Genomic DNA, 22,033 nt, shown 5'->3' on the forward strand with positions numbered 1-22,033 from the left:
GTAACCCGTAACCCGTAACCCCGAACTCGGAAACAGATAACTCGTACTCTTTTAGAGGGAAAATCTCCAGCTAATTTGGAGTAATGACGTGGATTATTTAGTTTAACTGGAAAAAGTCCTGCTAATTCAACACCGATTGCTGAAAGAGGTCCAATCTTGCCGAATTAACGGGAGAATTTCCAGTGAGATCATCTAGAATTAAAAAAACAAGGGAATTAGCATGAGGAATTCCCGTTAAATCATAGGTAATGAAGGACATCATGAGCTAACTCATATCGGACAATCCGCTCACCTTTGCCTCGGATAGAAGGCAGTAACCAACCTTTTGCGCAAAGTCTTTTGAGCATCAGGACGGCTGTTTTATGATCGATACAAAGATGATTCTCCACATCCTTCGGTCGTATGGGTTTTGCTAACTGGAGGGTAAGCAGGATGATTTCTTTCTCAGCTAGAAGTGCCCGAGATATCGGAGTTGGTGCGGGTTGATATCTATTTAACGCCATCCGCAGTAATGTGATACACAGGTCAGGTCACTGTTCGACATCATCGTAGGCAAAGGAAATGACGTGATACCCCATAGCGTAGAGAAAGGTTTCACGATTCAGTTCGTTACAATATTTGTGACGATCCATGTCCCGTACGTGTGTAGCAAAGCCCTTGATCTCGAATATCAGTTTAGCGTATCCGGGTAGCCAGGCTAAGTCTGCAAAGTAGAATCTTCCTCGCCAATCGAGTACTTCATATTCTGGATGAAGATCTTGAAAATGCCCTTGAATTGGCCACCAAATGTTACGTAGAAATAGTGATTCGGCGTGGCCATGACCACTGTCCAGTCTTCTGTGGCGCTCTCCTGTTCGGTTAGAGAGATGCTCTTGAATAAATAAAGTGTGTGCTTCCTCAAATTTCACATTACTCATACTCATCCATCCCCTCATCTTCCTAACTCTGAATAACACAAAACGTCCCGCTATCACTTCTCGGAGTGGTAGCGGGACGTTCTTCGTCTCTTGTTCTCATTATAGGTTATGCGGGTGGACATGATTAGTGGATGTAATTCTTGTTTCGCCATAACCTCAGCCACTGCATAGCCGGTTCTAGAATGTATATATTATTTAGCGATTTCTTTCGTGGATGCTACTTCATACGTAATAATTTCATTACTAATAATAGGTGATTCTTTAGGAGCGGCATCTGGACTTGGTTCTGGACGTTTGTGGGAAGCCTTGAAGGCATCACTATTTCTCCAAGCAGTAAAGTCATCTTGCGTTTCCCAATACGTATTTACGCTTAACTCATCGTAATCCGGTAAGTTTTGTGTCAGTAAGACTTCTACTTTGACCATACCTTTAGAAGAATCCAATGGACCTGGTGCTGTAAATCTTGGCGCCATGGCTGCACCCATTCCTTTTTTGATTTTCATTCTGTTCGTTACAATGATCATGATACATCGCTCCTTTTGTTTGATTTCAATGGGCTCGACCCTATGTTTAATAATGGAACTTTCATCTTAATTTTAATGCTTTAAATATCAAAAGCAAATGGAGCCCCATTCATGTCATACCCTCCACGAATGAAATATGTAAAAAAGTGCACAATAAAGCAGGATGTAGCTTTGAGTCAATTTATACTAAAAGGAGCAGGTACTTTTATGAAAAGAAAATTTCTGAAATTAACGATGCTGTGCGTGATCCTTATTGCGAGTGTGGCTCCATTAAATGTCCAAGCCATGGAACACGAGCAAAGTCATGCTGCGCATAAAGAATGTCTGAGCCCTTCGCAGGTGAAGCTTAAAGAGGACTTGAGGAGATTATGGATCGACCACGTTGTATGGACAAGAAGCTACATCGTAAGCGCCATCGAAGGTTTGGGGGATCAACAGAAAGTACTTGAAAGGCTTCTGCGGAATCAGCAGGATATTGGGGATGCTATAAAGCCTTACTATGGGGAAGAAGCGGGAAACAAGCTGGCTGAAATACTGCGAGGGCATATTCTACTTGCGGGAAAAGTATTGGACGCAGCTAAAAGTGGAAATCAGGCGAATCTAGAAAAGTACAATAAAGAATGGCACAGAAATGCAGATGATATTGCTAAATTTCTCAGTAGTGTGAATCCGCATTGGTCGGAAAAAGAGATAAAGGATATGATGTATGAACATTTACAACTAATCATTGACGATGTCACAGCAAGGCTGAAGAAGGACTGGGATGCTGAGACGATTGCTTTTGATAAAGGTGTGGACCATATGGTCGAATTTGCCGATATCCTTACAAATGGGATTGTGAAGCAATTCCCTGACCGGTTTAAGTAAGAGAGGTCTAACATTTCTCCTTGGAGAGATGGATTTCCTAACTTAGGAAGCCATTTATATGGGAGAGACTGTGTAATTGTGGGATGAACCTTCGATATTGAATTCAAAACAAAAGCAATAAGCGCAGTCACGCTTATTGCTTTTTTTAAATATAAGAAAGTATAAGTTTCACTTGATACTCTATTCCTTATATTTCCGCTAAAATGGGTGCTGTCCTTGAAAAGGACGGCATAGCCGTTTCTTGGTTATATATCTATGAAATATTCGTAGGATTAACCTGCTTATTTCATAAAATAGGAGAATACCTAAGAGCTGAATTTCCCTCAAAAGGTGAGAGGAATACGGCTTTTTTAGACTTTATACCACTTCTAATTGCCCAATCCATCTGTTTTAGTATGACATATCATAAAGCAAATACTTGATAGATGGAGTTGAAATGATGCCAATCCCTCGAAAGAGCGAATTAAGAAGTAGGACAAAGATAGATATCTTAATCCCTGCGATTGAAAAGGATTTAGGGACACTCCCTTTTGTCATTGATGCGGTGAGGAAATATGTTAAACACCCCATTGGTCATATTATGATTGTTGCTCCGAAGAAGAGAAGAATCATGGAGTTATGTAGGAGAAAAGGATGTAAGTTTATCAATGAGAATACAGTGCTTCCGATTACGAAAAAGAACATTAACTATCGTTCAACAAGATGGGAACGCTCAGGGTGGATGTTTCAACAATTATTGAAACTGAATGGGGATACGTTGAGTTCTTCGAACTTTTTTTTGGTGATGGACGCAGATACGGTGCTCATTCGCCCTCATATTTTTAGATCGGGTAACAAGACGATATTTTATTGCCGAAATTGGAGCCAAGGTGAATATTTCAGAACTTATCGTAAGCTGATGGGGAGGCAACGTTCCTCGTCAACATCTTTTGTGACACATTATATGTTGTTCGAGAAATCCAAACTTAGACAGATGAAGAAAGCTATTGAAGCTAGACATCATACAAGTTGGTATTCTGCGATACTGCGGAGTATGGATAAAACGAAACAGTTTGCTTTTTCAGAATTTGAAACGTACGGGAACTTCCTCCATTCTACTTATCCGAGCGGACTTATTCGTAAGCAAGCTTTGAACAAAAGTCTGCATATGAGTGTCACACAAGCATCAAGAGCGCGGGTTAATAGCTTATCCTACAAGTTTAGATCGATCTCTTTTCATAAACGTAAAGACTACACGAGGAAATTGACGGTGAGGAAAAAGTGACTAATTATCAAGTCTTGTGGAAAGGACCTGTACACAAAAATTCTGGCCTTGGTATCGCGAGCAGAGCCTATGTTCAAGCATTGCGACGACAAGGTGTACACGTCATGGTGGGGAGCGAATCGAGAGGAAACCCGAATCAAGGAATAAAGAAAATACTAATCTATCATGCTCCTCCTCATACGATTAACTTCAAGAAAGAAAGAGCTTATTTCGATCGTATTATTCTAAATACGGTGTGGGAGACAACTAGATTACCTAATATTTGGATTCCTTATATGAATAAATTTGATGCTGTGTGCGTGCCAACGGTTCACAATAAACAGGCTATGCAAAATAGCGGCGTTACAATTCCTATATTTATCGTCCCTCATGGAGTGGACACCAGAGAATATACGCCCACTAATAAGAAAATAACTTTACAAAAGTATAATAATCGATTTGTGTTTGTATCTGTGTTTGGTTTTCAACATCGAAAAAACCCCGAAACCTTGCTGAGAGCCTACTGGGAAGAATTCTCTGTAACGGACAATGTGCTGTTGATTATCAAGACGGACGGATGCACCGAACTCGAGAATGAGCAATCGATCAAGAATAAAATTAGACGTTATAAACAAAGCCTTAGCCTCGACAAGCAAACGGCACCGATTATAATAACTGCTCGACCTATGAATTCTCAGACGCTCAAGGGGATGTATACCCGTGCGCAAGCCTTTGTTCTACCAACAAGAGGTGAGGGCGTTGGGTTACCCTTCCTTGAATCATTGGCAAGTGGAACACCCGTTATTGCTACAGGGTGGGGTGGGCAGATGGATTTCTTGACCAGCAACAATTCCTTCTTACTTCCTTATAAATTAAGAAATCCTGCGCTGAGCATGAACAGTCAACACGCCATATCTCGTAGATTCCGTGAGTTGTTTGCCCAAAAAGGACAACGATGGGCGGAAGTGGATGTTCGTAGTTTGAAGCAAAAGATGAGATTAGCGTATAATAACCCTCTTTTGTGCGAGGCGAAGGGTCATCAAGGTAGACAAGATGTGCTTAAACTAACCTGGGATAGGGCAGGAATCTCTTTGAAACAAGCTATAGAAGAGGTCATACGGACTAACCGAAATAGAAAATAGGATAATACTTATCTTGTCGTAAGGGGGAGGGATATATTGTGAGAATCGTTCTATTGTCTGGTGGTTCCGGAAAAAGACTATGGCCGCTCTCCAATGAGATTAGATCTAAAGTGTTTCTAAAATTATTAAGATCGGATGATGGCGCTAAGGAGTCGATGATTCAAAGAGTGTGTAGACAATTGGATTCAGTAGGACTACTTCAATCGATATCTATCGTGACTCATAAAAGCCAAGTTGAAATTACACAGAATTATGTCGGCGATGACATCCCTATACTCGGTGAACCCCACAAGAAGGGAACATTCACGGCTATTGCTCTTGCGACAAGTTATTATTATTCAAAAATGAATATAGATCCGAACGAAATCATATGTGTTCTTCCAGTCGATTCATTCGCTGAGACGCCATTCTTCCAGTTACTTCATACGTTTCCCAATGTCTTAGCTCAATCCCGTGCCGACCTGGCCCTACTTGGATCGATCCCTAAATCTCCTTCTGACCAGTATGGCTATATTGTACCCAATATCAATCGTATCCAGGATAGAGAATACTTATCTGTTACTCATTTCGTAGAGAAACCTGATGAACAGCAGGCCGTCCACCTTATAAATAATGGTTCATTATGGAACTGTGGAGTCTTTGCCTTTTCTATGGGATTTATGCTGTCATTTATGAAGAATAAGGGACTACCCACCGATTATGATGAATATCTTCTTCAATATGAGCATCTACCCGAGCTGAGTTTCGATCATGAAGTCGTAGAAAAAACAAATCATGCCGTAGTCATTCCTTACGATGGAACGTGGAAGGATCTTGGGAGTTGGGATACGTTGAGTAGCCACTTTGAGAGTGGTGTTATTGGTTCTGGGCAAATCTCTACGGATTCCATCAATACACATCTCGTCAATGAGCTACCATATCCAATTCAGGTTATCGACGTATCTAATATTATTGTAGCCGCGAGTCCAGATGGGATTCTTGTGGCAAGTAAAAAGAACGCCAATCAAATAAAAAATAAACTTCAATACATGCCACAGAAACCTAAGTACGAAGAGAAGAGATGGGGAACGTGTCTAGTATTGGATCATTCCAATGCAGTTCATGACGCAACGGAAGCTGTGACGAGGAAAGTGAATGTGCTACCGGGACAATATATAAGCTATCATTCACATCAGAAGAGAACTGAAATATGGACCGTTATTTCTGGATCGGGAGAGTTTATCTTGGACCATACGGTATCCCTTATTCAGACAGGCGATGTTCTACAAATTCCTTGTGATGCCAAACATGCTGTGAAGGCAATATTGCCGCTTGAATTCATAGAAATTCAGATTGGAACTGAACTAGATAAAGAGGATATCCTACGGATGACCATGACGTGGGAGGATGCGATAGGGTTGTGCAAGAATGGACCTTAGTCCATTGTGGGCCAGGCATATTCCGAAGAAAAAACGCAGCAACCCCCACCATTTGGTGGAAAGGATTGCTGCGTTTTTAGTTCACTCATACTATTTATTTGTTGTTTAACTACATTTATACGATCTGTCGACCTTGTACCCACACATTGCGAAGATTCAGGTCAGCGTCGAGCAGAAGAATATCGGCTAGTTTGCCTGTTTCAAGCGTTCCGATCTGTTGCTCTAATCCAAGTGAAATCGCAGGGTTTAGACTGGCAGCTTGGGATGCTTCTTCAAGAGTTAGACCGACATCTGCGATTAGATTACGGAAACCACGGATCATGGTGAGCGTACTTCCAGCAAGCGCTCCGTCGTTATTCTTAAGTGTAGCAATTCCTCCGGACACATTTACGGGTTGATCACCAAGTGTATACTCTCCGTCGCCAAGTCCAGCTGCAGACATAGCATCGGTGATGAGTATCAGATTGGATGATGTTTTCATACGTGCCAGGATAGACATCACAGCAGGATGGACATGAATGCCATCAGCGATTAGTTCTGCGGCAATCCGTTGATCGCCGAGTACAGCACCAGCAGTACCAGGTTTACGGTGATGTACAGGTGTCATGGCATTGAATGCATGAACCGCCTGAGAGAGTCCTGCCTCAACTGCGGCAATGACTTGATCATACGTAGCATCGGTATGTCCAAGTGCTGGCGTAATTCCCTTATCGCGCAACCATGAGATGACCTCAAGAGCACCTTCACGCTCAGGTGCAAGTGTAACTTGGCGAATAAGATCAGGGTATTGCTGTTCCCATTCTTCTAGCCAGCTAACGGTCGGAAGCACGATATGTGCAGGGTTCTGAGCACCAGGCCACTGAGGACTGATGAAAGGCCCTTCGAGATGTACCCCAGCTAATTGAGCAAATGGCATTTCTTCTGCACGGTAAGCATTTACTTCGCGTAGCACATTATCAATGTCTGCTTTGGGTGCAGTCATGGTGGTTGCAAGCATCGTCGTTGTTCCTTGGGAACTATGGAAGCGAGTAATCGCATCCAAGGTTTCACGATTGCTGTCCATGAAGTCATGCCCATCTCCACCGTGTACGTGAACATCCACGAATCCGGGAATAAGTAGGCCATTCTTTTCCTTAGGAACAGTCAACCACTCTGCATAAGCGCTAGGTAGATCTTTACTCTCGCCAGCATATGAAATGGTCGCGCCTGATACGGCGATAACGCCATTTTCAATAAGACCAAGGGGTGTCAGTACTTTTCCGTAAAGAAGTTGTCCTGTTGTGCTGCTCATTATAGTAAACTTCCCGCTTCTTCATCAAGAAGAACGATGACGTTAGGGTGACATTGTAGCAAGGAAGCAGGGCATTGTGTTGTAATTGGCCCTTGAATCGCAGCTTTAACAGCTTCAGCTTTCCCAGCACCACGTGCAAGTAGGATAATCTGGCGGGCTTTCATAATACCACCTACACCCATAGTGATCGCTTGCTTAGGTACTTCATCAAGAGAAGCGAAGAAGCGTGCATTAGCTTCTAGTGTTTCTTCCAATAGATCCAATACATGCGTACCGCCGTAAAGATGATCGTCAGGCTCATTGAAGCCGATATGACCATTGGATCCGATGCCTAGAATTTGAATATCAACAGGTCCATTGTGCTCAAGCGCAAGGTCATAAGCTTTACATTCAGCCTCAAGATCTTCTGCATTGGCGTTAGGGATATGCGTGTTTTGTAGATCGATATCGATATGGTTAAAGAGGTTTTCCTTCATAAATGTTTTGTAACTTTGGGAGTGGTCCCCAGATATCCCAACATACTCATCAAGGTTATATGCAGAAACTTGGGAGAAGCTTACGAGTCCCTTTTTATTCATTTCAGCTAGACGTGTATAGATACCAATTGGAGAGCTACCTGTAGCAAGGCCGAGAACTGCATTTGGTTTGCTTTGTACTAGACTAGCGATTAGATTGGCTCCGGTTTGCACGAAATCTTCTTCTGTTTTAAAAGTGAAAATATTCATATGGCTCAATGGCCTCCTCGTTTATTACGATATTGTTGAACATTAATATAGGATTGCTCTAGCTTGGGAACGAAGTCCCCGAATTGCTTGCTAACCATTCCAGTGAACAGAATGTCGATTATATGAAGCTGCGCAATGCGTGATGCCATATCTCCCCGCCGCATGCCTTGTTCTAATGAAGAAGAGAACAGTGGAATATCAGCCAATGAAGCCAAAGTGTTGCTTCCATAAGATGTAAGCGAAATCGTTGTTGCTCCGTTGTTGCGAGCACAAGTGAGCGCATCGATGGTCTCTGGCGTCTCTCCAGAATAAGATACGGCAAAAGCGACGTCATTTGGACCTAAAGTCGATGCAGATGTAATCTGCATATGAGAATCGGCGAACGAAGTACAATTCACGCCGATACGAATCAATTTTTGATAAAAGTCTTGGGCTACAATAGAGGAAGTTGCCATCCCGTACAGATCAATCCTACGTGCTCCGCACAGCCAATCCACTACTTTCGTTAGTTTGGTTAGATCCAGTAGGGAGGTTGTATCCCTAATCGATGCTAGATGATTAGCTTGTATGGCCTCCACGATGAGAGATAGAGGATTGCCTGCTACAATATCTTGATAAGCAGAAGAATAAGATTCTTCTTCCGTTCCCCCTTGTGCTATTTCAGATGCTAGATGTACCTTGAAATCTGGGAAACCTTTGAAATGAAAAACTTTGCAAAAGCGCGTGATCGTAGCTGGGCTGACAGCAGATTGTTCTGCCAATTCTGTAATACCCATATGAACTACTTCGCTGGGAGCAGCCAGAATACGTTCCGCTAATTTGCGTTCCAAAGGGGATAGCTTAGATAACTGACGCTGGATGGTGTGAAGGATAGTCGCTATAAATGCACCTCCATTTAGTAGTATTTTCTAACAAGCATTTTAAAATTATTTCAGTGAATATGTACAAAAATAAGAAAACTATTTTCATATCAATCATAATATAACTGCAAAGTGGATGCAACTCATTTTCGATGGCAGAGGTGTGAACTTAAGAGAAGTTACATATGAATTGATCAATTAGAAACGAACGGGAAATTATAGTATAGGTAGGCTTGCGGTAAGCGTATATTATGGAGTAAATGTACTGGTGATTAGCTTGTGTCTATGCAGGAGATGGCAGTTGACCTCCTCTTGTGTTAATAATCAAAATTTGAGACAATCATAAACATATGTTAGCTTCGGCTGCTGCTTAGAAGAATAGGACGAATTTTATCGTTTGAAAAGAGGATATAGCAATGAATAAACAATCCATTTATGGATTAACATTAGAGCAATTGACAGCATGGCTTTCGGAATATGGTCATAAAAAGTTTCGAGCAACACAAGTCTGGGATTGGCTGTATCGCAAGCGGGTAACGGACTTCTCAGTCATGGATGATGTGAATAAGGATTGTATTCAATTACTCTCAGATCACTTTGTCATCCAGACCTTAACGGAACACGTGAAACAAGAATCAACAGATGGAACCGTTAAATTTCTCTTCAAATTAGAGGATGGAAATCTCATTGAGACGGTCATGATGAGACAAAAATATGGTATAGCAGTGTGCGTAACAACCCAAGTGGGCTGCAACATTGGCTGTAGCTTTTGTGCGAGTGGATTAATTAAGAAAAGCCGTGACTTGTCTGCTGGCGAAATTGTGGAACAGATCGTTAAAGTTCAGCAACTTCTAGATCAAGCGCAATTAGATGAAAAAGTAAGTCATATTGTTGTGATGGGGATTGGCGAACCATTCGACAACTTCAATAATCTGGTCGATTTCTTACAAGTGGTTAAGGACCATAAAGGACTAGCTATTGGTGCGAAACGTATCACCGTGTCGACCAGCGGCCTGCCGGACAAAATCATTCAATTCACCGATGCCGATCTTCAGGTAAACCTTGCAATCTCTTTACATGCGCCAAATGACGAGCTTCGGACGAAGATTATGGTCATCAATCGGGCCTTCCCAATAGCGAAGTTAATGAATGCTGTGGAATACTATTTGGAGAAGACCAATCGGAGAATTATGTTCGAATATATTTTGCTAAAAGATGTAAATGACCGTAAGGAGCATGCTCTGGAACTTGCAGAACTTATTAAAGATAAAAAACAACTCGCAAGCGTTAACTTAATTCCATACAATCCAGTGGATGAGCATAGTCAATATCAGAGAAGCGATCAGGAAGCGATTCTAGCATTCTATGATACGTTGAAAAAGAATGATATTAACTGCACAGTCCGCCTTGAACATGGAGCAGATATTGATGCCGCGTGCGGACAGTTAAGAAGCAAAAAGATGAAGCAATCGGAGGAAGACATCTCCGATCAAGACCGATTTGCATTGGGTTGATAAAAAATGTGACTGATGAGGTTTAATAATTAGCATAATCAGTTGATTTCTTCAGTTTTAAAAAATGGCTGTGCCGTCCTTAAAAAGGGACAGTACAGCCATTTTTTATTTTTACATCATTAATTCACGCTAGCGAAGGCCGTGTACGAACTACATTTACACCACACCAAAGGTGAAATTAAAAGTGGCTATGTTGGCTCGACGCCATATTATTGTTTGTGCAAACAGAACGGACGAGGCAGGCATAGCGAAGGGGACGGAATTGTCTTGTAGAAGCGTAAGCGTTCGCCTTTGTCCTCCGATTTCAACCGCTATAGGCGGTATATAATCAAGAAATCAGAGGACAACAGCGATCGAAAGACAATCCGTCACCGTAGCCTGTCATCCACAGATCTATCGTTTCAGTAACACGACTTGGTATGGAGCCTTATTTAACACTTTTAAGTTCACCTTACCCCCCTCATATACCCCTGTATCCTCCCCGAAATCATAAACAAGACAATACTCAGTACGATAGCAACCCCGCCAATTACACCAAAGTAAAGCATCTCCGTATCAGGGTTATAGAATTTAACGATCTGTGCATTAATCGCTTGGGCGGCGGCGTTAGATAAGAACCATAGACTCATCGTTTGGGCCGAGAAGGCAACAGGTGCTAACTTCGTAGTGACGGACAGTCCTACAGGGGACAAACATAATTCCCCAAGTACGATAATGAAATAACTAAGAACGAGCCACAATGGGTTAACGAGTGAATGGCTACCGCCAAAGTAAGCGGGTAATAGAATAACAAGAAAAGATAAACCTGCAAATAATAAGCCTAGAGAGAATTTAGTCGGAACTGAGGGTTGACGAGCACCAAGTTTGACCCAACCCCACGCAAATACGGGAGCCAGAATAATAATAAATAACGGATTCAACGATTGGAACCAAGCCGGTGAAAGCTCAATTCCAGCGAAGTTTAACTGTGTACGCTTGTCCGCATAATTAGCAAGGATCGTTGATCCCTGTTCTTGAATCGCCCAGAACATCACAGAAGTAATAAATAGTGGAATATAAGCAATAAGTCTGGAACGTTCTATGGTTGAGGTCTTAGGACTACGATACATGACAACGAAGTACATTGTAGGAATGAGAATCCCCAATATCCCTACAAGAGCAATAAAAGTATCAAATGTTAGAAAACCTAATGGAATGGCGACAGCAATTAAGACAGCAAGAAAAACTATGCCGAACCCAATGTAGGTATAGACTTTTTTCTTTTCTGAAGGTGATAACGGATTGGCAACAATGGTTCCCGCAAGACCTAGATTATTCTTCTTAGTCAAGACAAATACCAACAATCCGATAAACATACCGACAGCAGCAATGAGGAAACCGAAGTGAAAATTATTCTGTTTCATACCTATGGTGCCTACAATTAAAGGAGCAAGGAAACCTCCAAGGTTAATTCCCATGTAGAAGATGCTAAACCCTGCATCTCGGCGAAGGTCTTCAGGACTGTAGATTTCACCCACGACACTTGACACGTTAGGTTTCAGTAATCCTGTACCGAGGACGATGAGAACCATGGAAACATAGAACATCGCTATACTTCCCGGTATGGACAAGATAATATGCCCGAACATGATCAATATTCCACCATAAAATATAGCCTTTGAAGTTCCGAATATTCGATCGGCCAGCCATCCTCCAATAATTCCGGACATGTATACAAGCGACCCGTAGATAGACATGATCGCAAGAGCTGTGCTTTCATCGAGACCTAACCCACCTTGTGAGACCTTATAATACATATAGTACACAAGAATAGCTCTCATGCCATAATATGAGAAACGCTCCCAGAACTCTGTGAAGAACAGCGTAAATAATCCCTTAGGGTGTCCGAAGAATCCTTCTTGCGGAACACTATCTACAATTTGTCGCTTAATATCTGTCAAAAGGATGACCTCCCAATGTGGTGTTGCTATGATAATTATCCCCCAGGGGCATATATCATTACTTTGCGTCAAAAGAGGAAATCTTAATCACGCATGCACTCGCGTGCGCCAGATATATAACAATAAAGGACTGATGGCAGATAGCCCTCAGTCCTTTATTTGCTACTTATAAATTGTTAGAAGACGCCCACATATCTGAAAAACGCATAATTCGTCACAATTTGTGATGTTGTTGTAATAAACGGTAAGGTAGCAATTTTGTAGTATAGGCGCATAATAGCATCAACATCAGTAAAGCTTAATAAATGATCTATTCAACGACTTCGCCGTCCTTATAAGGACGGTATCCATTTCAGCGAAAAATATCAGGATTTAGTGTAAGATGGAACTTATACCTTCTTATATTTTTGAAAAGATGTTTGATAATCTCAGAGGTTAGTCGTATTATTAATAGGGAATTTTAAATTCCCAAATTTATTATACTCTCATGAATCATAGCTATAATATAAAATTCGAAACGAAAATTGCTTATCGTAAAGGAGAATTAGATATGTCAGAATCTATCACTCAGACAACGTCTGAACAAGCTTTATCTACAAGCAGAGACAACAATGATCTATTGGATCAGTTATTAAAACCTGAGGTTCAGGAATCTCTAACTTCCTTAATCCAGCAACTACCGAAATTGAATGAAATCATCAATGCAATGACAAAAACATACGATTTCGCCCATTCCGTAGCTACGGATGATGTTTTGAAAAGCGACACAGTTGGTGCAATAACAGAAATTGTTGGACCCGTGGCAGGCTCCGTGAAGCATATTGCGGCAAATGTTATCGAAGCAAAAGATCGTGCTGAAAAGAGCCAAGAAGTGATCGGTCTATTTGGTTTGATGAAAATGCTTAAAGATCCACAGGCACAAAAGATGTTCCGTTTTGTTAATGCATATCTTCAAGTAAGTGAAGAAAACAATAAAAAATAGTTCGTTTAAAGAGCGGAGGATAATACACTTATGTCAAAACATATTGTTATATTAGGTGCAGGTTATGGTGGACTTCTAACGGCTTTGAGTCTTCGTAAATTTATGAGTAAGGCTGAAGCACAAATAACAGTTATCAACCAGACTCCAACACACCAAATTATTACTGAATTGCATCGTCTTGCAGCTGGAAATATTGCTGAAGATGCTATTGCTATGCCATTAGAAAAACTTTTCAAAGGGAAAGACATCGATCTTATGATCAATAAGGTTAAATCTTTCTCCGTGGACAAAAAAGAAGTTAAACTTACAGATGGATCATCATTAACATATGATGCACTTGTTGTCGGTTTGGGAAGCCAAACGGCTTTTTTCGGTATTCCAGGACTTGAACAGAACAGCATGGTGTTGAAATCTGCATCTGATGCAAACAACATTCACAGACACATTGAAGAGCACATTCGTGAATTTGCGAAAACAAATAATCCAGCTGATGGAACGATTGTTATCGGTGGTGGCGGTCTATCCGGTGTAGAATTAGTTGGCGAAATTGCTGACGGTATGCCTGCACTTGCTAAGAAATACGGTGTAGATCCTAAATCTGTGAAATTGTTACTTGTAGAAGCAGGTCCTAAGATCCTTCCTGTATTGCCAGATCATTTGATTGAACGTGCAACGAAGAGCTTGGAAGCACGTGGCGTTCAATTCCTAACAGGTCTTCCGGTAACCAATGTTGAAGGTAACACGATTGACCTTAAAGATGGTTCCAAGATTGTTGCTAACACATTCGTGTGGACTGGTGGCGTACAAGGAAATCCTCTAGTTGGAGAATCAGGACTTGAAGTTAACCGTGGACGTGCAAGCGTAAATGACAATCTTCAATCTATTTCTCACCCAGACGTATTTGTAGTAGGGGATAGCGCAGTATACTTTAGCCCTGAAGGACGTCCATATCCACCAACAGCACAGATCGCTTGGCAAATGGGAGAACTTGTAGGTTACAACTTGTTCGCTAAATTGAATAACAAATCAATGGAAGCATTCTCTCCAATTGACTCAGGAACACTTGCAAGCTTGGGTCGTAAAGACGCAGTTGCAACGATCGGAGCTAACGCAACACCTCTTAAAGGATTGCCTGCTACTCTTATGAAAGAAGCAAGTAATATTCGTTACTTGTCTCATATTAAAGCGTTGTTTACTTTGGCATACTAAAAGAATATTCCATTAATGTAATCAATCTCAAAACAGTAAGCCCAGAGTGATGATCAATTACTTTGGGTTTACTGTTTTTTTTTGTGAATATAAGAAAGTAGCTGTGCCTGTATATATTATTTATGGTAAAATTTATAACAGCACATATTAGAAGATTGTAACAACAATAATGTGGGGGCGATTTAAGTTAACACTAATAATTTTCTAAAAATAATGCTTGATGTAGTCAAGAATACGTTGTATTTTTCCCTTGGATTAATCCTTCTTTTAATGATAGAAAAACCTATTTTTGGAGTCGGTGGTATTAAAAGCGCGAAGATGTTAGTGTTTGTTCTCGCGGCAAACTTCGCTTTGATGTATATACTTCATCGTAACTTCCTTGCACGGTTTACCTTTTATAAGCCTCACCAAAAACCTAAATTACCTCGTAATAAAAGCTTGATAATATGCCTTATGTCTGTAGTCGTTATAATTAGTATTCCGTTCTTATAATCAAAGGGGATCATCCAATGGATCAATTGGATATCCTTATATTTCCTCAGAAACAGGTGCCATCCTTGGAAAAGGACGGCACCTGTTTCTGCTTGTTTGAACAATAAGAACATTAATGATGTGAAATAATAATTATTATAGTAAGGGGTAAGAATATTTATACAAGAGAAAATGACGATAAGGCCCATGTTTACGTTGCTTATATCTATTCGGATAAAGGTAATCGAACATATTCCACCAACCTTTTTCATGGAGTTAATAACAATTTAAGTGGATATAGGTTAGAATTGAATAAGAAAGTAAAATAGGAGTTGTAAACATGGCTAAAGAAGAAGTAATTGTAACAAAAGAAGGATTGACCAAGTTAGAGGATGAACTAAGAGATCTTAAAACGGTAAAACGTAAAGAATTAGCAGAACGTCTTAAGTTAGCTATTAGCTACGGCGATTTGAAGGAAAATAGTGAATATCACTCTGCTAAAGACGATCAATCCTTTATGGAGACTCGAATAAAGATATTGGAAAAGATGATCACGAAAGCAACGGTTATCGATGCGGGGAGTTTAGATCTCTCCATTGTCAGCGTGGGTTCCATTGTCGTACTGAATGATATTGAATTCTCCGAGAAGATTGAATATCAAATCGTAGGGCCTTCCGAAGCAGATGTCTTAGAAAATAAGATTTCGTATGAGAGCCCTCTAGGTAAAGAACTGATAGGCAAAAAGGTTGGTAGCATTATTAACGTAACTGCACCTGTAGGCGTCATTAAATATGAGTTGCTTGAAATAAAGTCATTATAATATTAGAGAAAAATCCGTCCCTTCCAGGACGGATTTTTTGTGTTCTTACGCTTCAGATTTGAGTATTTATCGGAGCACTTAGCCATTCAATAATTTCTCGAGCTTAGGAAATACACGAAGTGCATTTCCATAGAATACTTGCTCCCAATAGGCTTCGGGAATTAAATTCTTTACAAATCGGATATAGGAATCAAGAGGGACAAGTGGCCAATCCGTACCAAACACCAGTCTGTCGTATCGTTCAGCGAATACGAGGGCACGGCGGAAATGATCCGTATAGGTCTGCTCTTGCATCAAACGTTCGACCTTTGCATCGTCACCTACAATCCAACCGGATAAATCAGCATATAGGTTCGGATTCTTCTCTAATAAGGCTGCCGCGTCCATGACCCATGGATCGCCTAGATGACACATCATAAAGGTGATGTCTCGATGCTTAAGGAAGGTCTCTTCCATAGAGAGTGGATGAGAGTACTTCAGTAAGCCTCTGTCGGAGTAAGTCAGACCTCCATGAATGACGATAGGTAGGTTATAAGTTGAGGCTAGTTCGTAAATAGGGTCATAAATAGGATCACCAACATTGTAGTGATAATAGCCTGCATACAATTTGATACCTACTACATGATCCTGTTGAAGTGTCTGTTCTAGCAGCTCTAGCTGATTACCATCGTTCAGGGTTAATGGATTGATGCCAACACAAGTGTACAGATTGGGTGGCAACTTCTCAGTAAGATCAAGCATCATCGGATTAGCTGCAGCAAGATCGGGAAAGGCACCGGGTATCGTTTCTGTTACGCCCATGCCAACACCTGCGATAACACCTGCCCGCTTAAATTCTTCTTGTAAGCCTTCTGCTGAATAATCGATGTATGCCAATGTTTGGGCGGTCTCATGAAAGGATTCTATGTTGGAATAATGGATATGTGCATCGATAATTTTCATGTGTTAACCCCTCTCATGATTGCGTTGTGAAACGGATATCGAACAAATCACTGTAAACATGATCAGGGACAATCTGATCTCCGATGGTATAGAACTGTGGTTTGGCAAATTGAGATTCGCCGACCTTAACAAGTAGTTCTTCAATAACGGTAGAAGACATCGCATGTGTATTCACAAATGCATAACATACCTCTAAATCTGGATGAGTGACAAGTGTCAGTCGCTCTGCATGTTCCGAAGATCCATATTGCACGATACCTGAGGTCTCGATATCATATTGGATTCGGCCAGCCTTATAGACCAGAGGATCACCTTGCATACCGTTCAGGTGAACTTGGCTATTCTTCAGATCCTCACTAGCTTTGAAGAAGCTGGAAGTAATCATGCGGATAGGCGGTAGATGAGCACCAGTGAGTTGTTCGATCATGATAATATGACATACGACGGGTGCTCCAGGCAATAGCATATAATGGTGATGGAGAATGAGTCCCTTATACTTCTCATTATTAGTAATGGATACACTCATCCGAATGCCAGACCATTCATTTCCTTTATTATCTGTAAGTTGAGTAAAGGAAGTTGTTCGTGGTTCTTCCATCAGACTTAGGAGGGAGCTCCAACGGAAGCTAGTAGCTATGCCCCCTAACCATGGGTTCCACCAAGATTTCGGTCCAACCTGTGGGAAGGAAGAATCTAACCATTCCCGTCCTTGATGTGTGATCGAGAAGAGGGAAGGTGCAAATGCTGGACTCGCCTGAATTCGTAGCGTACCATTGTCTGCTGTGAATACCTCTAAGCCTTGTTGGGTGGAAGTCTCACATTGAACCTCTGCATGTGATATAGGGAATATTATCTTTCTTCTCTTTGTCTCAAAGGGTTCGAAATTCAATTGTATGTCGGCTACATCAACCTTATGATTACCCTGTATCGTAATTGGTAGGGTGACTTGGGATAGTTGTTGGTCACTAGCTATAGTGAGACTATCCGAAACAATGCTATTCAAGTCTGAGGAAACGGTTACTTGTCCATCTAGATAAATTGTTGTTCGTTCCTTCAAAGTGATTTGAAATGAGTCTTTTACAAAAGGATTTCCATCGTTAAGCGAACAAGTAAGATGCTCCGAAGTTCTTAGTTGCTTCGAATTCTGTTCCTGCATAGCGAAGGCACGGAAATCCCGCCAATCTGCGAACGTCCCCACCATAATACAAACGGGTTCCGTCTCTATGACTTGCCCAGCATGAAGCTTGCCAAGTGGATGTTCGATGGCGAAGACCCAACCGTCTTTCAACAATTGTTGGCTGGCAGGCCAACTGATACCATGATTTGATAATCCACGGTAAGCGAAGAACCAATTCTCTATAATCAATTTGAAATCCCAGCAATCCTTAAGTGAAGCATCCACACCCTGCCGTAGATCGAGGTATTCTCCATCATAGGGAATCACGTTGTTCATGATATCGTACATAATTCCTTCACGTAGTATTAAATCGCAAGCCGTCGTTACGTCAGATGTGTTCTGTACGCGATAATGATGTTTGACGATGCCGTTACCATGAAGTTTCGTAATAGCCACCAGGAGGATGCCCTCATAACCTGGCATAGTATAGTGTGCTTCCATAACCATAAGTTGCCGTTCTGTATATTGGGTTACATGGATGGGGCGATTCTTTACGAACTCATTCGAAAAAGGCAGACCCAATTTAGGGAAGGTCAGTTCAGTATCGTGAATCTCTTTGCCATCCTGAGCAACAGTAGTATTATTGTTCAATTTATTCAAATGGACGGAATAACCACCATTACAAATGATCCACTCGGTTTGCGTCTCCCCTCCGAACATGGCAGTATGCCCTTGGAAGAGCGCATTTAGCTCTCTATGGACGACGATTTGTTCGTTACCTATAACTACTAATAGCTCAATAGATTGTTTCAAGACACCATACTCATTTAGAGTAGCAGTGATTGGAACGGTTCTACGACCTTTAGCAGGAATAGTGGTCTCGATATGACGTTGTTCGAAGGAAATCATAGATGTTGTAGGCATATCGAACGAAAAGACGGTCTCCTCATTAAATCCGTTCTCGATCGTTAAGAATAGCTCCATTTCTTGCCCAACATAAAATGCATGATTAGCAGATTCAAGTGTGAGAGTAGCGGGATATGTAGGGACGATACCGACTTTGAATACGGTCTTAAGACCGTTAATGCTCAGCTCAGCCTCCACAACCGGATGATTCTGCCACGGGTTCTGTTCTTCTTCAATAGGATGGACTCTAAATTGGCCTTTAATGACATCGGTTCCGGTAACGACTCGGGATTCACTCAGATCGAACTCAATCTGCTTATTGCTTACGCCACTTACTTCAACAGTTAGAGGGACGTTGTTCTTGCTAATGAGTTCATAGATGATTTCGTAGTTTTTGCCGAAAGGAAGACTGTGATTTACAACGGTTGCGGAAATGAGATAGTCATCCGTCTCAATCAGTCGAAGTCCACGACCTGTACGCTCATACTCCATCTTCAAATATCGTCCATCTTTATTCCATTCGTATGTGAAGTAGTCGAAGCCATTCTCTTTACGACCATCTGGCTCAACGAGCAGAACACGAGTGCTCGCTGTATACCAGTCGATGTCTTCGAAATAGCCGCGAACGGGTTCTGTTTGAAGCACGGATGGAATGAAATTCATGAGATGCGTCGTGTCGTCGCGCTTTTCCCAAAAGAATCCCGATTTCTTATAAGTGGGAACAGCCTTTGTATTTCCGGGCCATGTATGAAGATCGAGTCTAGTCCAACCTAAGTTTATGGTCTCTTGTAATGCACGGAGAACAAGCGTCTTACCTACCTTACGACCATGGTAATCCGGACGTACGTTCAATAACGGAATATATAGGGCACCTTCGTCATCCTTATAGTGAGAGAAGCTACAATAACCAACGACCTCATCTTTTGCTAAGGCTAGAAACACTTTGAGGTGGGAACTATTGGTATGCTCAGCGAGTATAACTTGTTCTGTTCGTACAGAATTATCGCCACCCCAGCTTTCTCTGCTTTGGTTCCACATATCAGCCACCGATGCAGCATACTTTGGTTCATATTCGACTATTGCCACCTGATCAATGTTGAGTTGTGTCATTTGAAACCTCCTAATATATGCTAATTAGATTATTCTAACTGAATAGTAGGTCAAAAGGGAAGTGTATCATAGGACTTATCTCTTGTATTGACTATACCTAGAGGTATTATTTAAGTGCGAGTTACTTCACGGAGGGGTGGAGTTCTCGCAATACGCTATCTCACGCTTATTAAATAGATATTTTCTTCTCTCATTTAAGTATAAAATAGCATTAATCATTCTTTAGATATTTTGGAGGTTATCATGTCATTCAAGCTCATTATATTTCAAGGCCCGAGTGCCTCAGGGAAAAGTACACTTCAAGCACTACTAGATATACCGAAGGTAGTTACATGGACTTCTCGCGCACCTAGGGAAGGAGAGGTGAATGGGGTAGACTATCATTTTGTGACAAAGGAAACCATGTGCGAGATGTTTATAGGAGGGGATATGCTGGAAATGACGGAGTACCAAGGTAATTATTATGGGACGTCCATTGTAGCAATAAACCAAATCATGAACGCTAAGCAAATGAATTCAGTGGTTATGGATGCCAAAGGAGTAAAGATACTCAAGGAGAGATTCCACGATACGATTCTAGTTATAGGTGTCACTGCTAATAAAGAACAATGTAGATTACGTTTGTTATCAAGAAATACGGATGACAAGGACGTTTCCCGTCGGCTTGCAAGTTTTGAGGAAGAAACGAGTGCGCTCGCTCAGTGTGATATCGTGATATACAATACGGAGGAGAACAGGGAAAAGGCGAAACGAATGATAAGTTACATTAAGCGAGGGTTGGTGGAGAACAGTGAGCTTTTATAATCAAGAAACGATGGATTACGTTCAAGATAGCATTGCTTTGTTGGATAAGTTAAATTTCCGCTTGCACGCTATGGGAGATGATGAGAGAGGAAGAGAGGACTATTCGCGCGATTATGCACGTGTGTTATATTCAGCATCCTTTCGAAGATTACAAGGTAAAATGCAACTTCTTGGAATAGATAACAACCACTTTTTTCGTAATCGATTAACACATAGTATGGAAGTTGCACAAATTGCAAGAGGGCTAGCCATGGATCTTAAACTTGATACAACTTTTGTTGTTGAAGCATGTTCCCTTGCACATGATTTAGGGAATCCACCGATCGGGCATTATGGAGAAAGAGTGTTGGGAGAACTTGTTCATGATATTGGGAGTTTTGAGGGGAATGCCCAGACACTTAGAATTTTAATGAAATTAGAGAAGAAGCATTATGGTTATCAGGGCCTAAATCTCACATTCAGATCTCTATTAGGGGTTGTGAAATACTTCAACAAATATAATAGTGGTGAGAATAATAAGTTTATATATGATGATAATTATCAAGTTATAAAGGAAGTTTTAGATAGTCTTAATTTAACGGATAAAGATGCATGCACTATTGATATGCAGATTATGGACTTAGCGGATGAGATCGCGTATGCTGCTCATGATTTAGAAGATTGTCTTAGTCAGAATTTATTTTCAATTGATGAACTCCTGTATGAATTTAAAGTACATGAAGCTTATCAAAGTGCTTATAGTGTGCTAGAAGGCATCATACATCATTGTAAAACATTCGCTTCTCAAGGCACTCGACTGAAATCTTCCGAGGAATATTCTTTTTTGTTTAGAAAAGAATTGACCTCAAAAATAGTGAATACGTTAATCAGAGACATTACATATAACCCAACGATAGGTAAACTAAGTTTTAATCAATATGGAACATTATCTTCTGGATTGAAAAAAATGGTCTTTCATATGATATTGCGCAAGCCTTCTGTACAAATGTATGAAAAAAAAGGTGAGAAGGTATTAAGGGGGCTCTACACTGTATATAACGATGAGAGTTTTAATAAAGACCTACAGTTACTTCCTCCAGAGTACAGAGTAAGTGATAATAATATCGATAAAAGGAGAAATATTATTGATTTTATATCTGGTATGATGGATAGCTTCGCCGTTCAAGAATATTCAAAGTATTATGGAGAAAATGTTAGCTTGTATACGATAAGGAATGAATAGAGAAAATAG

The 22,033-nt window shown here is 41.0% G+C and carries 19 protein-coding genes; 10 read left to right on the forward strand and 9 right to left on the reverse strand.

Features of this window, described 5'->3' with window-relative positions:
* Positions 1-239 precede the first annotated feature (239 nt).
* From PGLA_RS29590 to PGLA_RS17525, 3 genes are all read right to left on the reverse strand, one after another.
* Positions 240-503 carry a hypothetical protein gene (locus PGLA_RS29590; protein WP_342671694.1) on the reverse strand — a complete coding sequence of 88 codons (264 nt, stop codon included), beginning with the start codon at positions 501-503 and terminating at the stop codon, positions 240-242.
* Positions 504-530: 27 nt separating this feature from the next.
* Positions 531-917 carry a hypothetical protein gene (locus PGLA_RS29595; RefSeq protein ID WP_342671695.1) on the reverse strand — a complete coding sequence of 129 codons (387 nt, stop codon included), beginning with the start codon at positions 915-917 and terminating at the stop codon, positions 531-533.
* 191 nt (positions 918-1,108) lie between these two features.
* Complete coding sequence (locus PGLA_RS17525; RefSeq protein WP_068535331.1) at positions 1,109-1,441, reverse strand: heme oxygenase; 333 nt, start codon at positions 1,439-1,441, stop codon at positions 1,109-1,111.
* 207 nt (positions 1,442-1,648) lie between these two features.
* On the opposite strand from PGLA_RS17525, the gene PGLA_RS17530 reads away from it, so the two are divergent.
* The 4 genes from PGLA_RS17530 (at position 1,649) to PGLA_RS17545 (ending at position 6,111) form a co-directional block, all read left to right on the forward strand.
* Positions 1,649-2,308 carry a glycosyltransferase gene (locus PGLA_RS17530; RefSeq protein ID WP_068535482.1) on the forward strand — a complete coding sequence of 220 codons (660 nt, stop codon included), beginning with the start codon at positions 1,649-1,651 and terminating at the stop codon, positions 2,306-2,308.
* A 439-nt stretch (positions 2,309-2,747) separates the two neighbouring features.
* A complete protein-coding gene (locus tag PGLA_RS17535) occupies positions 2,748-3,572 on the forward strand; it encodes a DUF6492 family protein (RefSeq protein ID WP_068535333.1) in 825 nt (274 codons plus the stop codon).
* 14 nt (positions 3,573-3,586) lie between these two features.
* Entirely contained in the window at positions 3,587-4,693 is a 1,107-nt protein-coding gene (locus PGLA_RS17540; RefSeq protein WP_245700066.1) for a glycosyltransferase, read from the forward strand.
* Positions 4,694-4,731: 38 nt separating this feature from the next.
* A complete protein-coding gene (locus tag PGLA_RS17545) occupies positions 4,732-6,111 on the forward strand; it encodes a sugar phosphate nucleotidyltransferase (RefSeq protein WP_068535336.1) in 1,380 nt (459 codons plus the stop codon).
* A gap of 115 nt (positions 6,112-6,226) precedes the next feature.
* On the opposite strand, the gene nagA is transcribed toward PGLA_RS17545, so the two are convergent.
* Genes nagA through PGLA_RS17560 form a run of 3 tightly spaced genes read right to left on the reverse strand, consistent with a single transcriptional unit; the run spans position 6,227 to position 9,008 of the window.
* A complete protein-coding gene (gene nagA, locus PGLA_RS17550; RefSeq protein WP_068535338.1) occupies positions 6,227-7,402 on the reverse strand; it encodes an N-acetylglucosamine-6-phosphate deacetylase in 1,176 nt (391 codons plus the stop codon).
* Positions 7,402-8,127, reverse strand: a complete 726-nt coding sequence (gene nagB / locus PGLA_RS17555; RefSeq protein ID WP_068535340.1) for a glucosamine-6-phosphate deaminase — start codon at positions 8,125-8,127, stop codon at positions 7,402-7,404. Before nagB ends, nagA begins: the two co-directional genes overlap by 1 nt.
* Before the next feature lie 5 nt (positions 8,128-8,132).
* Positions 8,133-9,008 (reverse strand): MurR/RpiR family transcriptional regulator, encoded by an 876-nt coding sequence (locus PGLA_RS17560; RefSeq protein WP_068535342.1) that lies wholly within the window; start codon positions 9,006-9,008, stop codon positions 8,133-8,135.
* Positions 9,009-9,403: 395 nt separating this feature from the next.
* Between PGLA_RS17560 and rlmN the strand changes: the two genes are divergently transcribed.
* Entirely contained in the window at positions 9,404-10,501 is a 1,098-nt protein-coding gene (rlmN, locus tag PGLA_RS17565) for a dual-specificity RNA methyltransferase RlmN (RefSeq protein ID WP_068535344.1), read from the forward strand.
* 446 nt (positions 10,502-10,947) lie between these two features.
* On the opposite strand, the gene PGLA_RS17570 is transcribed toward rlmN, so the two are convergent.
* Complete coding sequence (locus tag PGLA_RS17570; protein WP_068535346.1) at positions 10,948-12,441, reverse strand: peptide MFS transporter; 1,494 nt, start codon at positions 12,439-12,441, stop codon at positions 10,948-10,950.
* Between the two features lie 550 nt (positions 12,442-12,991).
* Between PGLA_RS17570 and PGLA_RS17575 the strand changes: the two genes are divergently transcribed.
* The 3 genes from PGLA_RS17575 (at position 12,992) to greA (ending at position 15,923) form a co-directional block, all read left to right on the forward strand.
* Entirely contained in the window at positions 12,992-13,423 is a 432-nt protein-coding gene (locus tag PGLA_RS17575; RefSeq protein ID WP_068535348.1) for a helical membrane plugin domain-containing protein, read from the forward strand.
* Between the two features lie 30 nt (positions 13,424-13,453).
* Positions 13,454-14,632, forward strand: a complete 1,179-nt coding sequence (locus PGLA_RS17580; protein WP_068535350.1) for an NAD(P)/FAD-dependent oxidoreductase — start codon at positions 13,454-13,456, stop codon at positions 14,630-14,632.
* A gap of 811 nt (positions 14,633-15,443) precedes the next feature.
* The gene (greA, locus tag PGLA_RS17590) at positions 15,444-15,923 is read left to right on the forward strand and encodes a transcription elongation factor GreA (RefSeq protein ID WP_068535354.1); all 480 of its coding nucleotides are present in this window, start codon (positions 15,444-15,446) and stop codon (positions 15,921-15,923) included.
* Between the two features lie 78 nt (positions 15,924-16,001).
* Here the strand turns inward: greA and PGLA_RS17595 are convergent, their stop codons facing one another.
* Together PGLA_RS17595 and PGLA_RS17600 are read right to left on the reverse strand one after the other, a co-directional pair.
* Positions 16,002-16,865: an amidohydrolase family protein gene (locus PGLA_RS17595; protein WP_068535356.1), complete on the reverse strand. Its 864-nt coding sequence runs from the start codon at positions 16,863-16,865 to the stop codon at positions 16,002-16,004.
* Positions 16,866-16,878: 13 nt separating this feature from the next.
* A complete protein-coding gene (locus tag PGLA_RS17600) occupies positions 16,879-19,998 on the reverse strand; it encodes a GNAT family N-acetyltransferase (RefSeq protein ID WP_068535358.1) in 3,120 nt (1,039 codons plus the stop codon).
* A gap of 243 nt (positions 19,999-20,241) precedes the next feature.
* Between PGLA_RS17600 and PGLA_RS17605 the strand changes: the two genes are divergently transcribed.
* Both PGLA_RS17605 and PGLA_RS17610 read left to right on the forward strand, forming a co-directional pair.
* Positions 20,242-20,802 (forward strand): guanylate kinase, encoded by a 561-nt coding sequence (locus PGLA_RS17605; RefSeq protein ID WP_068535361.1) that lies wholly within the window; start codon positions 20,242-20,244, stop codon positions 20,800-20,802.
* Complete coding sequence (locus PGLA_RS17610) at positions 20,789-22,024, forward strand: deoxyguanosinetriphosphate triphosphohydrolase family protein (RefSeq protein ID WP_211269578.1); 1,236 nt, start codon at positions 20,789-20,791, stop codon at positions 22,022-22,024. Before PGLA_RS17605 ends, PGLA_RS17610 begins: the two co-directional genes overlap by 14 nt.
* Positions 22,025-22,033 lie beyond the last annotated feature (9 nt).

It is taken from the genome of Paenibacillus glacialis (assembly GCF_001637205.1).
In the GTDB taxonomy this organism is placed as follows: Bacteria; Bacillota; Bacilli; order Paenibacillales; family Paenibacillaceae; genus Paenibacillus_AQ; species Paenibacillus_AQ glacialis.